A 14,691-nucleotide genomic window follows, 5' to 3' on the forward strand; every position below is an offset into this window, starting at 1 on the left:
CATGCCCGGCTTTTTCATGTGAAAAACCCCGGAATTCCGGGCTTTTTCCGCTTTTTTCCCGGCTTTTCGACTTGGTTGCGGGAACGCTTCTTTCTAAAGTCCGTTTCCTGCCGGATGAGTCGTTAGTTCCGGTGTTCTCATGGAAGGGAATTTTTATGAACAAGAACGAACTGGTGTCCGCTGTCGCCGACGCCGCGAGCATTTCGAAGGGTGACGCGCAGTCGGCGGTCGATGCGGTATTTTCCGTGATCACCGGCGAACTGAAGAAGGGCGGCGATGTCCGGCTTGTCGGCTTTGGCAATTTCACCGTGTCAAAGCGTGCGGCCTCGACCGGCCGCAATCCGCAGACCGGTGCCGAAGTGCAGATCCCGGCACGCACCGTGCCGAAGTTCTCGGCCGGCAAGGGCCTCAAGGACGCAGTCAACTAAGCGTTTCTTTTCTTTTCAGAGACCAGAAAAGCCGGGCTTGCCCGGCTTTTCATTTTTGTGCCCTACGGCAACGCGAACGGTCGTCGGGTTATGCGGTCGGCGCCTCAGTGCGCATCAGGCCTTCCTTCTTGAGATCGGCCCAAAGCGCTGCCGGCAGTTTCGCGTCGAGCAGCGACCGGTTGCTCTCGACTTCGCTTGGCCGCTGGCCGCCGGGGATCACCGAGACGACCGACGGGTGCAGCAATGGGAATTGCAGCGCCGCCTCGATCAGCCGCACGTCGTGGCGCTTGCAGACGGCCTCGATGCGCGCCACGCGGTCAAGCACGTCCTGCGGCGCTTCGGTGTAGTTATAGTAGGCGCCCGGTTTCGGGCCCGTCGCCAGGATACCGGAATTGTAGGGACCGCCGAGAACGATGCCGATGCCGCGCGCCTGGCAAAGCGGCAGGAAGGATGTCAGCGCCTCCTGCTCCAGCAGCGTGTAGCGCCCGGCAAGCAGGAACAGGTCGAAGTCTCCGCGCTCGGCCAGCGTCTGACAGACCTGCCACTCATTGATGCCGCCGCCGAACGCCTTGATGACGCCCTGGTCGCGCAGGGACAGCAGCCCGTAATAGCCCGAGCGCATGAACTCCTCGATGCGCCGGTCGGACGCCTCCTTGCTGCCATGGGTGAAGATGTCGACATCATGCACGAAGAGGATGTCGATACGGTCGACACCAAGCCGCTCCAATGAGGCCTCGAACGAACGCATGACACCATCATAGCTGTAGTCGTACACCTCGCGGCGCGACGGCGTGTCGAAGAACTTGCCGATGCCGGTGCGCTCTTCGGGGGGACAGGCGCGCATGATGCGGCCGACCTTGCTCGACAACACATAGTCGTCGCGTTTCTTGGAGCGCAGGAAGGGGTTGAGCCGCGTTTCCGACAGGCCGAGCCCGTAGAGCGGCGCAGTGTCGTAGTAGCGGCAGCCGGTCGCCCAAGCGGCCTCCAGCGTGGCATTGGCGTCCTCGTCCGAGACGGCACGGTAGAGGTTGCCGAGCGGCGCCGTGCCGAAGCCGAGCTCGGTAAAGCTGATGCCGCCATTGCCGATGCGGTCGAAATGCCGTGTCTTCATGTCTTGCAGTTTTCCTGGGTTGATTTGTCTGACATGACACTATCATGCCGGTGGCCCGGCAAAAGCGTCGCGGAGCGTTGGACACGCATTTTCGACGTTGCTAGCATGAACGAAATCAAGCTGTTCGTGGGAAAATCCCGGGATGATTTTGAGGGCGGGTTTGCGGTGAGCGAGCAGAGCGAGAACCTCTTCGGGACCGCGCTCGGCGAACTGGGCAGCGTGTTGGCTCACATCGACGGGAGTCGCATCGACACGGCTTGCAAGATGCTGGCCGACGCCAGGCAGATCGTCGTCTATGGCTGCGGCCGCGAGGCCTTGCAGGTCAAGGGTTTTGCCATGCGGCTTTACCATCTCGGCCTGCCGGTCTCGGTGGTCGGCGACATGACCACGCCGCCCCTGGGGCCGGGTGATGTCTTCCTGGCCAGCTCCGGGCCTGGCGAGACATCGACCGTGCTGACCTTGATGGGGGTCGCGCACGGTGCCGGCGCGACCAACCTCCTGCTGACCGCCCAGGCCGAGAGCAGCGCGGCAAGACAGGCCGATTTCACGCTGCTCATCCCGGCGCAGACCATGGCCGACGACCAGGGTTCGCGGAAGACATCGGTCCTGCCGATGGGCTCGGTGTTCGAAGGCGCACTGTTCCTGCTGTTCGAGGTGATGGTGCTGAAGCTCAGGGATCTGACCGCGGCGACACCGGAAGCCATGCGCGCCCGCCACACCAACATGGAATAGATCATGCGCTACGAACTGATGCTGCCACACCAGATCCGCAAGGCGATCGCCGAGAACTGGCCGGTGGCACTGCCGCTCGGCGTGCTCGAATACCATGGCGAGCACATGGCCGTCGGCATGGACACGCTGGCCGTCGTCAAGACGCTGGATCTGCTCGAGAAGGAGAGGGAGATTGTCATCCTGCCGCCCTTCTACTACGGGGCGGCAAGCTATGCGGTGGCGCCGCCGGAAGGCAGTGGCTCGGTGCAGGTCGGTGGCAATGCGCTGGCGCCGTTCGCGGAGGAGCTGTTCTACAGCCTGCTGCGCATCGGTTTTCGCAACATCCACGCCATCATCCACCACCAGACCGAGAATTTCGCCGCCGGCATGCCGACCGATCTCGCCTTCAAGACCGCCGGCCGCCAGGCGATCTTCCGTTTCCTCGAGAAGCAGCGCGGCGAGGGCTGGTGGGGTTCGGAGGCGATGGCCGACTACTATTCCGGACACGCTGCGGGCGAAAACTTCTTCAACTGGGTGCAGGTGCATCCGCTGATGCCGGCGGCAATGAATGGCAAGTACCCGTTCGACCACGCCGGCATTGGCGAGACGTCATTGATGTTGGCGCTATGCCCCGAAGCTGTCGATGCCGCTCACTTCGCCGACAATACGGGCTGGTACACGGCGAGCGCCAAGGAGGCATCGGCTGAGCTTGGAGAAGAGGGCGTCGCCATGATCATGGATCACCTGCGTACGATCCTGAGGGGCTAACGGCTGATTTTCTGCCGCTCTGCCCGGTAGTCGGCGATCGACTTGTTCGGATCGCTTTTCTTTGCCACGGCCCAAATGAACGTGCCGCCGCCGGCAATGGCAAGGATGGCAAAGAGCGCGATGCCAAGTGGAAACAGCTTGGTGTAGAGCACGATCAGCAGCATGGAGAGGCCGCCTCCCACCATCGCCAGTACAAAGCCTGCGATGACGGCCTGGCCTTGCCAGGCGACGGGCATGACGCCTTTGCCGTAGCGGTCGTAACCCTGGTGGCCCACGCGGATGTTGCGCGCGAACCAGTATCCGGTCGTCACTTCACTGCCCCGGCAGTCATGCCCATGATCAGATAACGTTCCAGCGCGATACCGATAACGGCAAGTGGCGCTATTGCCGCGGTGGCCAGCGCTGCCATCGACCACCAGTTGATGCCTTGCGAGCCGGTCTGGCTCGCCACCATGACGGGAATTGTCTTGGCGTCGGTCGAAGTCAGAAGTGCGGCGAAGAAATACTCGTTCCAGCACAGCACCATCGCCAGGATGAAGGCGGCGACCATACCCGGCAACGCGATCGGCATGACGATGCGCAGGAACGCCCCCCAGATCGAAAGCCCGTCGACCAGTGCCGCTTCCTCGAGCTCGACCGGGATCGAGTTGAACTGGTCGCGCATGATCCAGATGACGATCGGCAGCACCATCAGCGTGTAGAGCAGGATCAGCCCGATGCGCGTGTCGAGCAGCCCGACCTCCCGGTAGAGCACCAGGAAGGGCAGCGCTAGCACCACTGGCGGCAGGATCAGCTGTGACAGGAAGAAGAACGAGATGTCCTCGTTCTTGAACCAGGCGAAGCGGTAGCGATAGCGGGTGAGCCCGTAGGCCGCCAGGCTGCCGATGACGATGGCGAGGCTCGACGCGCCGACCGAGGTAATGACCGAGTTCATGAAGCGCTTGAAGAACTCATCGCGCACCGTGGAGGTCTGGAAGATCGAATCCGGCGACAGGCCGAGCGAACGCCAGCCCTTCCAGTCCGGCTGGAAGTCGACGAAGGGGATCAGGTGCCCCTGGGTGACATCGACCGCGGATTTGAACGAGGTGGTTAGCGTCCAGTAGATCGGGAACAGGCAGATGAAGGCCCAGAACACCAGCGCGCCATAGATGAAGACGCGGCTGGTGATGAAGCTCGCTGGAGAGCGGATTTCGGAAACGGTGTATTCGGTGGTTTGAACGCTCATGATTCCCACCGCTCAGTTAACGTTGCGCACGAAGCGGTTGGCGAATTTCAGCAGCCAGGTCACGAACACGACGATGATGATCAGATAAGCCATCGCCAGCATGGTGCCGTAACCGACATTCGAGCGGTCGCGGTATTCGCGGTAGATGAAACTGGAGACGGAATCGGTGGCGCCACCGGGCCCGCCCGAGGTCACCGTGATGATGATGTCGGCCAACTTCAGCTTGAAGATGATGCGCAGGATGACCGCCGTCACCGACACCGGCAGCATCAGCGGAAAAGTGACCTGCCAGAAGGTCTGCCACGCATTGGCACCGTCGACTCGTGCCGCTTCGAGGATCTCACGCGACATCGCCTGCAGGCCGGCGAGCAGCATGATCATCATGAACGGGATGAAGGTCCACGCATCCAGCACCATGATTGAGATGCGGGCAATGATCGGATCCGAGAAGAAGGCCGGGTTTTCCCAGCCGAGATGGCGCGCCAGTGTTGCTGCCGGCCCGAAGCGGTATTCCATCAGCGATTTGCCGACCATCCACGACACCGCGACCGGTGACAGCATCAGCGGCATCAGGAACACGACGCGGAAGAACTTTCGCGCGCGGATCTGCGCGTTGAGCAACAGCGCCAATCCGAATGCAATCACATATTCGACCAGCACGGCGAGCACATAGAGCACCATGTTGAACAGCGCATTGCGATAGTACGGATCGCCCAGCATCTGCCAGAAATTGTCGAGCCCGTTGAACCTGCGGCCGCTGAAGGAGCTGAGATTCCAGTCGGTGAGGGCGATGTAGAAGCCGAACAGGGTCGGGAAGATCACCATGGCGATGGTGAACAGCAGCGCCGGCAACAGGAACAGCGCACGCTGGCCGTCTTCACCTCGTGTCAGCACCTGGCCGATGCCGATTGCCACGCCCCACAGCACGTAGGCGTAGACGACCGGGCGCCACGTCTCGAAGCCGATCGTGTCGACCTCGCTCTTGTAAAGGATCTGGACAAGGATCGTTGCCAGCAGGCCGAGCGTGGCAGCAGCCATCAACGTCCAGCCCAGCCGTTTGCGGGCCGGTGAAATCAGGTCGTAAGGGGCGGCGTCTGCCGGCCACTGGCTCGCGGTCGAAGTCTGGTCAGCCACAAATATCGCCCATCCAGGGGCTCCGCGATGAGACGGAGCCGGTCAGTTGTGGTCCGGCGGCCTTTGCCGCCGGACCACGGGTTCACGTAAACCAGCCTACATGCCGAGCGAAGCCTTGTAGAGCTTGACCTGCTTTTCACGGCCGATCTGGTCGGTCAGCTTCTCCCAGGCCGCGGCTATGGCGTCGGCGCCTTCCTGCGCTTTCATCTTGCCCGCGAAGGTGTTGGCCAGAATGTCCTCGGCGGCGCTGTAGTACTGGAAGATGCCGGGGATGCGTGGCTCGATCGCCGCGTTCGGATGATTGTAGGAGTCGCCTTCCGACTTGAGGTAGGAGGTGATGAAAGCCTCGTCGTAGCCTGCCGCCACCCATTCCGGAATGTCGAAATGGGAATTGCGGTAGGGCTGGAAGCCCGACGGATACATCGCCGTCCAGATCGACAGGTCCTTGCCGCCGAGATGGGCGGCGGCGGACCAGGCCGCCTTCTTCTTTTTCTCGTCGGCATCGACGCGCGCCATCACATAGACGCCCCAGCCGAGATAGGCGCAGTTCGGCGCGTAGTTCGGCCCGCTGGCGAGCTTGTCCCACTTGCCGGTCTTGGAATTGTAGACGTCGTCGGAACCGGGCAGGATCGAGAAGCCAGTGACATCGCCAATGACCGAGGAATCGTTGGTCTTGACGTTGGAGCCGATGTCGCCCCACCAGGGGATCATCGAACCGGTGCCGGCCAGGAACTGCTGGAAGCCGGTGGTGTTCGGGTCAGCGTTGATCTGGTCCGCCGGTTCGGAAGGCAAGGCGTCGATGACGTCCTGGATTGCCCGCACCCAGGCCGGGTTGTTGATGCGCGGCTTCATCGTGTCGGCGTCGAACAGCCAGGCCTTGTCATCGGGATGCTTAGCATAGGCGCTGGCGCGGCTGCCAAGGAAGTAGAAGCCGAACCCGCCCCAGGGCTTGGGCGCATCGAGATAGCCGTAGACATCCTGGCCCTTGAACTTCTTGCCCTTGAGGAATTTGGTGACCGCCTGGACCTGTTGCCAGGTCTTCGGCACGCCCCACTCGCCTTCTCCGCCGCCATCCTTCCACTGTTTGGCGAGGTCGGCGTCGGCGAACACGTCGGTGCGGTAGTTGAAATTGTGCGCGTCGCCGTCAATGGTCACGCGATACTGCTTGCCGTCCCAGGTGCCGACCGGAGGCTTGAGATAGTTGACCAGATCGTCGAAATCGATCTGCTTCTTGACCCAGTCGGGCATTTCCGACGTGAGGCCCTTGCCGCAGACATCGCCTTCGAACGGCGCGCCCATCTCGATGATGTCGAAATCGACGGTGCCGGTGGCGATCGATTGCTGCAGGCGGGCGTTGTAGTCGGCCTGCGCCAGATCGATCCAGCTAATCTTGGCGCCGGTATAGGCTTCCCATGGCTTCAGGAAGCCGCGGAACAGCACATTGTGCAGGTTCTGGTTGTTGAGACCCATGAAGGTCAGCTCGACGCCGGCGAATTCGCCTTCCTTGACGTTGGCCTTGGTTGCTTCCAGGCAAAGCTCGCCGACCTTCTGGAAGTCGGCGTCGGTCGGCTGACCCTTGCCGACACCGGGGATCTGCAGGATTTTCGTGCGAAGCTCGCTGGCGGCGGAGGCCGGACGCGTCAACGCGCCAAGTCCGACGCCGGATGCTGCTGCGATAGCGGCCATGCTGGCCGCGCCCTTCAGGATGTCGCGCCTTGTGGCACCGGCACGGGCCAGCTTTTCGTAAAGATCTGTTCTCATGGACTATTCCTCCCAGAATATCAGTGTGAATGGATGTGGTCATTGTCGGACGCTGGAGCACCAGCGATTTTCCCGGCTCGGAAACGAATTACGCAGGACCCCACCCTGCGTCGATTGGATGTTCCGATTGCGGATCGGCCACCGACTTTGGACCAGCACCCACCACTATTCTCACAACCAACTGCCGTGTCAACGAGGACAGGTTTTTATCTATAAGAGACCGACTTGCCCTGGCCGGTCGCGTTGGTTAGCTTCTGCGCCTAAGGCCAATGGAGCCGATGGGGGAGACATGGCGCAAGTCGCAATCAGCAAGGTGGCCAAGGCGTTCGGAACCGTCAAGGTTCTGCACGAGGTCAGCGTCGACATTGCCGACGGACAGTTCGTGGTGCTGGTCGGTCCCTCCGGTTGCGGCAAGTCCACGCTGCTCAGAATGGTGGCCGGGCTGGAGACCGTTTCCGGCGGCACGATCGCCATTGGCGACCGCGTCGTCAATCATCTGCCGCCGGCCAAGCGCGACATCGCCATGGTCTTCCAGAACTATGCGCTCTATCCGCACAAGACGGTCGAGCAGAACATGGCCTTTGCCCTCAAACTGCGCAAAACCGATCCGGCCGAGGTCGCCGAGCGGGTCAAGCGCGCCGCCGACATCCTCGACCTCAATCCCTATCTGAAACGCTATCCCCGGCAGCTCTCCGGTGGCCAGCGCCAGCGCGTGGCGATGGGGCGCGCCATCGTGCGCAATCCGCAGGTGTTCCTGTTCGACGAACCGCTGTCCAATCTCGACGCCAAGCTGCGCGTGCAGATGCGCACCGAGATCAAGGAGCTGCACCAGCGGCTGAAGACCACCACCATCTACGTCACCCACGATCAGATCGAGGCCATGACCATGGCCGACAAGATCGTCGTCATGCGCGACGGCCGCATCGAGCAGGTCGGCGCGCCGCTGGAACTGTTCGACCGGCCGGCCAATCTTTTCGTCGCCGGCTTCATCGGCTCACCGTCGATGAACCTGCTCAAGGGCGTCATGCGCAAAGGCGCTAAGCCCGGCGTCGAAATCGCCGGCACACTGTTCCCGGTTGCCGCCGACAATGCCGCGCAGGACGGCCAGGCCGTCGTCTATGGCGTGCGGCCGGAGCATCTGGAAATCCATCCCGATGGCGTGCCGGCGAAGATTTCGGTGGTCGAGCCGACCGGCTCGGAAACGCTGGTGTTCCTGCGCTTCGGCGAGGGCGAGATGGTGGCGCTGTTCCGTGAGCGCCACGACTTCAAGCCCGGCGACACGCTCAAGCTCAAGCCAAGGCTCGACCAGATCCATCTTTTCGACGCCGAGACCGGCAAGCGTCTCTGATCTCAAACGGACTTCACGAGGACTATCATGCTCAAAGGCATCAATCCGCTGCTCAATGCCGACGTGCTCCAGGCATTGCGGGCGATGGGCCACGGCGATGACCTGATCATCGCCGACACCAACTTCCCGTCCGACTCGGTGGCGAAGCAGACGGTGCACGGCAAGCTGCTGCGCATCGATGCGTCGGCCGCGGAGGTGGTCAGGGCCGTGCTGTCGCTCTATCCACTGGATACCTTTGTCGATGACTCCGCCGCGCGCATGGAAATCGTCGGCAAGCCGGACGAGATCCCGCCGGTGCAGAAGGAAGTGCAAAAGGAGATCGACAAGGCCGAAGGCAAGGCCTGGCCGATGATTTCCGTCGAGCGCTACGCCTTCTACGAGCGCGCCAAGCAGGCCTATTGCGTGATCCAGACAGGGGAACGCCGCTTCTATGGCTGCTTTGCCTTCCGCAAGGGCGTCGTGCCGCCGGATGCGGAGTAGCAGCATGGTCTCCGGCAAGCCCGTCGTCATCCTGGGCGTCTTTGTCGCCGACACTGCCTATCGCGCCGAGCGCCAGCCGCGCATGGGCGAAACGATCCTCGGCAACTCCTTCAAGCTCGGCCCTGGCGGCAAGGGGTCGAATCAGGCGGTCGCCGCCGGCAAGCTCGGCGCCGACATCACGTTCCTGACAAGGCTCGGGGTCGATGCCTTCGCCGACATGGCGAAGCGAACCTGGCAGGATGCCGGCGTCAAGAGCGCCGTCATCGATACGCCCGACAGCTACACGGGAGCGGCCTACATCTTCGTCGAGGAGACGACCGGCAACAACGCCATCATCGTCAGCCCCGGTGCGGCCATGCTGATCTCACCAGCCGATATCGAGGCCAATGCCGAGCTGATCCGCGCCGCCGGCGTGTTTGTCACGCAGCTCGAACAGCCGATCGATGCCGCCATGCGAGCACTGGAGATCGCGCGTGGGGCAGGGGTGACGACCATCCTCAATCCGGCCCCGGCGGCAAAGCTTCCCGACCGCATCTACACGCTGTGCGACTATGTCACGCCCAACGAGACGGAGACGGAGGAATTGACCGGCATGAAGGTCTCCTCGGTCGACGACGCGCGCCGCGCTGCGGACAAGCTGCTCCAAAAGGGCGTCGGCACGGTCATCGTCACGCTCGGTGACAAGGGCGCGCTTCTGCACACGAAGGATCGCTCCGACCATGTCCCCGCCATCAGCGCGGGGCCGGTCGTCGAGACCACGGGGGCGGGGGACGCCTTCAATGGCGGGCTCGCCGCAGCACTTTCGCGAGGGGTCGAGCCGCTGCAGGCGGTGCGCTTCGCTTGCGCCGTCGCCGGCATTTCGGTGACCCGCCCCGGCACCGCGCCGTCGATGCCGACGCTGCAGGAGGTCGAGGCGCTGCTCGACGAGAGCTGAGCTGGGAGCATCGCCACCTGGTATCACGCCTGTCAGGACAGCCTTTGGCCGACACCGCACCATCATCGAGACATGCCGGTGGCTTGACCGTCGATTTCGAAACCAACTGTTACGAGAACGACTGGCCGATCGTGCTCGGAAGACATTATCTGCGCGTCGTCCTGGACCGTTGCGCCTATCCGTTTTCCAGACGCCGCCTGATCATCAACAACGTCAGGAAGCGTCGTCCGGTGGAAGCCGCGGCCAAGGCGGCAATCGCCCGCGGCCATCTCGACGAGTATTTATTCGTGGAAGATAACGCCGATGCCGCGTTGGATTTTTTCCAGGTCGACAGGGCGTCCCTTGGCCGTGGATACCTGTATTCGATCAGTGAACTGGTCGGCATCCACGCCAGCACAGCCGACTATCTGCTCTACTACAAGGGCGACTCATACCCGAACCGTCGTCATCGGTGGATCGACCCTGCCATCCAGCTCATGGAAGGCAGGAGCGATCTTGTCGTCGCGAATCTATGTTGGAACGACAGGTTTGACGAAGCAAGATCGGAAAGTTTCGACCGGGCGGGCGAGTTCCTTGTCGGCTACGGTTTCTCGGATCAGTGCTTTCTGGCAAAGATGTCGGTCCTTCGTGCGCCCATCTACAATGAGCAGAATCCCGCATCCGCGCGATATCCGGACTATGCCGGTGATTCGTTCGAAAAGCGGGCCGATGCCTACATGCGCAATCACGAGGCGAAACGCCTGACGCATGGCAGTCAGAGCTATACGCATAAAAATGTCCCGAAAGGCGGAATGGCGAGAATTCTGCGGCGGCTCAGACCGTTCGCGTAGAGAGCCTCTGCTCGGCCCTGGCAGGAAATGGCGCGCGTGGCGGGCTCGATCCAAAAGCGGATTTGCAGACCGATCCATGAGTGCTCGAACTCAGATCCGGAAAGACCTGAGTTGCTTCACGAAAGAAGACGTTTTTTGACATTCAATGTCGACATTTCTCTGAAGCCAAGGGCTTGTTATCCCTTGAGAGAAATGGCGCGAGTGACGGGGCTCGAACCCGCGACCTCCGGCGTGACAGGCCGGCACTCTAACCAACTGAGCTACACCCGCGCATTGACGAGCACGTGTCAGCCGTGTTCGTCGTTGGGCCGCTGGATAAGGGGTTCGCCACCGGGTGTCAAGCGCGGCAGGACAGCATAACAGCAATCAGGAGAAGGTTTTTTGACAGCCGGCGTTTTGTTGGCAAAACCGGCCTCCAGGGAGGGCGTCCAGCGCTCATTTGGCCTTGCGAAGCTGGTCCTGACCGCTTAAAGGTCCGGCCCGGAGCGGGCGATTAGCTCAGTTGGTAGAGCGCTTCGTTTACACCGAAGATGTCGGCGGTTCGAGCCCGTCATCGCCCACCATTCCGGTCACATAATCCCATCCACCGCCGCGTCAATGGCGAAGCCTGCGGTGCGGGGTTGGCTGGCCATCGGCCGCCGCGTTACAAATCCGCCGCAGATCGGCATGGATGTTTTTGGAGTTCAGCAACTCGGCCGCTTCCGGGTAGCCCTCGGCTAGCAACGTGGCAACGATCTCGGCAGGCGAATGGTGGAAACCACCTTCCGCCAAAGCATGAGCCCGCTGGTAGATATGGCCGGTCCTGATCTCGTCTGTCATTCACAAGCACCTCCGTTGGTGAGCGCTTGGTGGACAACTGTTGAGATGTATCCGAGTTCCACGCAACTTTTGGGCGCGAATCTATCCGCTGATGCGCTGAGCGCCGGATCTTGCGCTTGACCTCGCGGCTCGTCTTCCTGCTCGCCGCCAGGAGACAACAGCCGGTCCGTTGCAGTCGGTGCAGCGATCAGGGCGGCAAGAGGCGAAAATCATTACCCTCAGGCAGCAATTGCCCGCCATCGACGACAATGGTCGTGCCAGTGATGTAGCTGGCATCGTCGGAGGCGAGGAACAGGAAGGCATTGGCGACGTCACGCGGGCTGCCAAGCCGGCCGAGAGGGATGGAGTCCTCCATGTTCTTGATATAGGCCGCGCCGCGGTGAAGCTCGATCGCTTCGGTGAGGATGTTGCCGGGCTCGACGCCGTTGACGGTGATGCCATAGCCGGAGAATTCGAGCGCGGCGGCACGGATGAAGCCGTTGATTCCGGCCTTGCTGGCGGAATAGTGGCCGTGGCCGGGGCTGGTCACGTGCGGGCCCGTGATGGATGAGGTGAAGAGCATGCGGCCGAAATGCTGCGCCTTCATCGGCACAAGCGCTGCGCGCGCGGCATTGAAAGTGCCGCGCAGATTGACCGCCATGACGCTATCCCAGTCGTCCGAGGTCGTGTTCTCTATCAGCTGCCAGGGATAGATGCCGGCATTCTGCACGATGATGTCGAGGCGGCCATGGTGCTTCAGCGCCGTCGCCACGGCGGCTTCTGCGTCACTCATCCGAGAGATATCGGTGCGGACGAAGGGGGCGCCGAGCTCGTCAGCGGTTGCTTGCCCGGCCTCGACTTCGTTGTCGGCGAGCACGAGCCTTGCCCCTTCTTCGGCAAAGCGCAGCGCGATGCCCTTGCCGATGCCGCGCGCGCTGCCGACGATCAGCGCGACCTTGTCTTTTAACCGGTTGGTCATGCGAGCCGTCCTGTCATGCGAGTCTTTGGCGAATGGTCTGCTTGAAAGCGTCGAGCAGCACGGCGGCCAGCACCAGCAGGCCATGGATCACCTGGGTGAAGTTGGCCGGCAGGCCCATGAGGTTGATCGCGGTGTTGATGGCCGAGAGCAGCAGCACGCCGGCATAGACGCCGGGCAGGGTGCCGACACCGCCTTTCAGGCTGACGCCGCCGATGACGACCGCGGCAAAGGCGTTGAACAGCAGGCCAACGCCGAGATTGGCGGTGGCGCCGGAGGTGCGGATGGCCAGCAGCCAGCCGGCGAGGCCGGCGATGGCGCCGGCGAGCACGAAGGCGATGATGAGATTGCGGTTCACGCGGATGCCGGCGCGGAAGGTTGCCGTCTCATTGCCGCCGATCATGATGAGATGCCGGCCGAACGGCGTCTTGGCCATGATCAGCGAGAAGACCACGAAACAGGCAATTGCTATCCAGGCCGTCAGCGGCAGGCCGGCGAGGCGCTGGATGCCGAACCAGCGGATTGCCGGTGCAAGGTCCTGCGCCGAGCGGCCGCCCGAAATGACCAGCACGAGGCCTCGCACCCAGATGTAGGAGGCCAGCGTGATGATGAAGGCGCTCATCTTCACCCTGACAACCAGATAGCCGTTGAAGGCGCCGATGAGGCCACCCACGGCAAGCGCCAGCAGCAGCGAAACCGGAACCATCAACCATTCCGGATGGAGCTGAACGCCAAGGCCAATGCCCGACGAACAGAACAGGATGCCGACCGCCATGGCGCTGAGTGCTGCCACCGATTCGACCGACAGGTCCATGTGACCGGCGATGATGACGAGCGCCAGGCCGATCGACATGACGCCGAGCACGCTTGAAGCCTCGATGATATTGGCGAAGATGCCGAGCTGGAAATAATTCGGGATGAAGATGGAAAAGACAACCAGCACGAACAGCAACATGAACCAGACGAGGTTGTCGAGGACGAACTCCAGGGCGTGGCGGGTGCGGGGGTTCATGGGCTGATCCGGCTGGCGCACGAACCCGAAAATCAAATTCGATCTTCGCAGGACCATGCGCAAATTGAAATTGCAGAGGATTGGCTCCGGACCGAGATGGCCCGGAGCGTTTTTGCGGGGATACTGCTATTCGACGGACTTGACGGTGTCCGTCGGCGGCTTCTGGTTGCCCCAGAAGGCCGGGTTGTCGACGTTTTCCTTGGTGATGGCAGCACCGGGGATCTTGATGTTCGGGCCCCAGGCTTCCTTGGTCACGGTCGATTTCAGGCCGAGCACGTCATATTCGCCGGGCTTGATCTCTTCTTTCTTGACGACCTTGTCCATGAACATGGCGACGGCCGCGGCCTGCGCGTAGAGCGGTTGCTCGACTTCGACGTTGAGCCAGCCCTTGCGGATCAGGTCGAGGCCGACCGGAGCGCCGTTCGAGCTCATCAGCATGACGTCGCCCGGCTTCTTGCCGGCGGCCTCGAGCGAGGCGACGGCAGCGACCGAGAGGTGCGCGGCATGGCTGAAGATCAGGTCGATATCGGGGTTCGCCAGCATCTGGTCGGCAACGATGGTGCCGGCGTTGCTGGCTTCCCATTGCATGGCCGGAAGCGAGATGATCTTGACGTCCGGAAACGCCTTCATCTTCTCCTCGAAACCCTTCTGGATGTCGAGCGTGTAGGGATCGCCGGGGTCGCCGAGCACCTGCAGGACCTTGCCCTTGACCGAGCCGTTCTTCGCTTTCAGAAGCTTCTCGGCCTGGTCGGCGGCTACGTAACCGATCTCCACCGTTCCCGCCACCGACGTGAAGTCGGAGGGGGTCGAGGTGATCTGGCGGTCGAACTCGACCACCGGGATGCCGGCTGCGCGCGCTGCTTCGATGGACGGTTTCAGCGCATTGAAGTCGACGGCGGCAAGGATGATCGCGGCCGGCTTCAGCGCGATGACGTCATTCATCTGCGATTGCTGGGCGTCGGTCTTGTTGTCGGCGTTCAGCGTCTTCACCTCATAGCCGACCTGCTTCACGAACAGCTCCAGAGCGCTCACCGAGCCGGTCTGAAACTCATCGAGCAATGTCGGGACCAAGTAATATACGGTTCCCTTGGACTGGGCGAATGCCGGCGTGAGCGTGGCAAAGGCCAGTGCCAGGATACCGAAGACAGCAAGAAGTATTCTCTTCATGTCGTTCG

At 62.1% G+C, this 14,691-nt stretch carries 16 protein-coding genes and 2 tRNA genes; 8 read left to right on the forward strand and 10 right to left on the reverse strand.

Annotation, left to right across the window (positions count from 1 at the left end):
- The first annotated feature begins 155 nt into the window (after positions 1–155).
- Positions 156–428 (forward strand): HU family DNA-binding protein, encoded by a 273-nt coding sequence (locus NR193_RS10825; RefSeq protein ID WP_023798342.1) that lies wholly within the window; start codon positions 156–158, stop codon positions 426–428.
- A gap of 88 nt (positions 429–516) precedes the next feature.
- Here NR193_RS10825 and NR193_RS10830 read toward each other — a convergent pair whose 3' ends face one another.
- Entirely contained in the window at positions 517–1,539 is a 1,023-nt protein-coding gene (locus NR193_RS10830) for an aldo/keto reductase (RefSeq protein WP_256750840.1), read from the reverse strand.
- A 105-nt stretch (positions 1,540–1,644) separates the two neighbouring features.
- Between NR193_RS10830 and NR193_RS10835 the strand changes: the two genes are divergently transcribed.
- Together NR193_RS10835 and NR193_RS10840 are read left to right on the forward strand one after the other, a co-directional pair.
- On the forward strand, positions 1,645–2,271 hold the full coding sequence (locus NR193_RS10835; protein ID WP_256750841.1) for an SIS domain-containing protein: 627 nt from the start codon (positions 1,645–1,647) through the stop codon (positions 2,269–2,271).
- Positions 2,272–2,274: 3 nt separating this feature from the next.
- On the forward strand, positions 2,275–3,018 hold the full coding sequence (locus tag NR193_RS10840; protein WP_256750842.1) for a creatininase family protein: 744 nt from the start codon (positions 2,275–2,277) through the stop codon (positions 3,016–3,018).
- Here NR193_RS10840 and NR193_RS10845 read toward each other — a convergent pair.
- From NR193_RS10845 to NR193_RS10860, 4 genes are all read right to left on the reverse strand, one after another.
- Positions 3,015–3,329, reverse strand: coding sequence for a hypothetical protein (locus NR193_RS10845; protein WP_256750843.1), 315 nt, complete (start codon positions 3,327–3,329; stop codon positions 3,015–3,017). The genes NR193_RS10840 and NR193_RS10845 overlap by 4 nt on opposite strands.
- On the reverse strand, positions 3,326–4,243 hold the full coding sequence (locus NR193_RS10850) for a carbohydrate ABC transporter permease (protein WP_091578215.1): 918 nt from the start codon (positions 4,241–4,243) through the stop codon (positions 3,326–3,328). The genes NR193_RS10845 and NR193_RS10850 overlap by 4 nt, the downstream gene beginning before the upstream one ends.
- Before the next feature lie 12 nt (positions 4,244–4,255).
- On the reverse strand, positions 4,256–5,377 hold the full coding sequence (locus NR193_RS10855) for a carbohydrate ABC transporter permease (protein ID WP_256750844.1): 1,122 nt from the start codon (positions 5,375–5,377) through the stop codon (positions 4,256–4,258).
- Positions 5,378–5,473: 96 nt separating this feature from the next.
- Positions 5,474–7,138, reverse strand: coding sequence for an ABC transporter substrate-binding protein (locus NR193_RS10860; RefSeq protein WP_256750845.1), 1,665 nt, complete (start codon positions 7,136–7,138; stop codon positions 5,474–5,476).
- Positions 7,139–7,427: 289 nt separating this feature from the next.
- Between NR193_RS10860 and NR193_RS10865 the strand changes: the two genes are divergently transcribed.
- The 4 genes from NR193_RS10865 to NR193_RS10880 are packed head-to-tail and all read left to right on the forward strand — an operon-like array spanning position 7,428 to position 10,730.
- The gene (locus NR193_RS10865; protein WP_256750846.1) at positions 7,428–8,486 is read left to right on the forward strand and encodes an ABC transporter ATP-binding protein; all 1,059 of its coding nucleotides are present in this window, start codon (positions 7,428–7,430) and stop codon (positions 8,484–8,486) included.
- A 27-nt stretch (positions 8,487–8,513) separates the two neighbouring features.
- Positions 8,514–8,966 carry an RbsD/FucU family protein gene (locus NR193_RS10870; RefSeq protein WP_256750847.1) on the forward strand — a complete coding sequence of 151 codons (453 nt, stop codon included), beginning with the start codon at positions 8,514–8,516 and terminating at the stop codon, positions 8,964–8,966.
- 4 nt (positions 8,967–8,970) lie between these two features.
- Positions 8,971–9,900 carry a ribokinase gene (gene rbsK / locus NR193_RS10875; RefSeq protein WP_256750848.1) on the forward strand — a complete coding sequence of 310 codons (930 nt, stop codon included), beginning with the start codon at positions 8,971–8,973 and terminating at the stop codon, positions 9,898–9,900.
- A 44-nt stretch (positions 9,901–9,944) separates the two neighbouring features.
- Entirely contained in the window at positions 9,945–10,730 is a 786-nt protein-coding gene (locus NR193_RS10880) for a hypothetical protein (RefSeq protein WP_256750849.1), read from the forward strand.
- A 193-nt stretch (positions 10,731–10,923) separates the two neighbouring features.
- Here the strand turns inward: NR193_RS10880 and NR193_RS10885 are convergent.
- Positions 10,924–11,000, reverse strand: a tRNA-Asp gene (locus NR193_RS10885).
- Positions 11,001–11,217: 217 nt separating this feature from the next.
- Between NR193_RS10885 and NR193_RS10890 the strand changes: the two genes are divergently transcribed.
- Positions 11,218–11,293: transfer RNA gene (locus NR193_RS10890), tRNA-Val, on the forward strand.
- 31 nt (positions 11,294–11,324) lie between these two features.
- Here the strand turns inward: NR193_RS10890 and NR193_RS10895 are convergent.
- The 4 genes from NR193_RS10895 to NR193_RS10910 form a co-directional block, all read right to left on the reverse strand.
- The gene (locus NR193_RS10895) at positions 11,325–11,549 is read right to left on the reverse strand and encodes a hypothetical protein (protein WP_256750850.1); all 225 of its coding nucleotides are present in this window, start codon (positions 11,547–11,549) and stop codon (positions 11,325–11,327) included.
- A 187-nt stretch (positions 11,550–11,736) separates the two neighbouring features.
- Positions 11,737–12,507: an SDR family NAD(P)-dependent oxidoreductase gene (locus NR193_RS10900; RefSeq protein ID WP_256750851.1), complete on the reverse strand. Its 771-nt coding sequence runs from the start codon at positions 12,505–12,507 to the stop codon at positions 11,737–11,739.
- Between the two features lie 13 nt (positions 12,508–12,520).
- The gene (locus tag NR193_RS10905) at positions 12,521–13,516 is read right to left on the reverse strand and encodes an ABC transporter permease (RefSeq protein WP_256750852.1); all 996 of its coding nucleotides are present in this window, start codon (positions 13,514–13,516) and stop codon (positions 12,521–12,523) included.
- A gap of 126 nt (positions 13,517–13,642) precedes the next feature.
- Positions 13,643–14,683, reverse strand: a complete 1,041-nt coding sequence (locus tag NR193_RS10910; RefSeq protein ID WP_256750853.1) for a sugar ABC transporter substrate-binding protein — start codon at positions 14,681–14,683, stop codon at positions 13,643–13,645.
- Positions 14,684–14,691 lie beyond the last annotated feature (8 nt).

Source organism: Mesorhizobium sp. Mes31 (assembly GCF_024519675.1).
Lineage (GTDB): Bacteria > Pseudomonadota > Alphaproteobacteria > Rhizobiales > Rhizobiaceae > Mesorhizobium.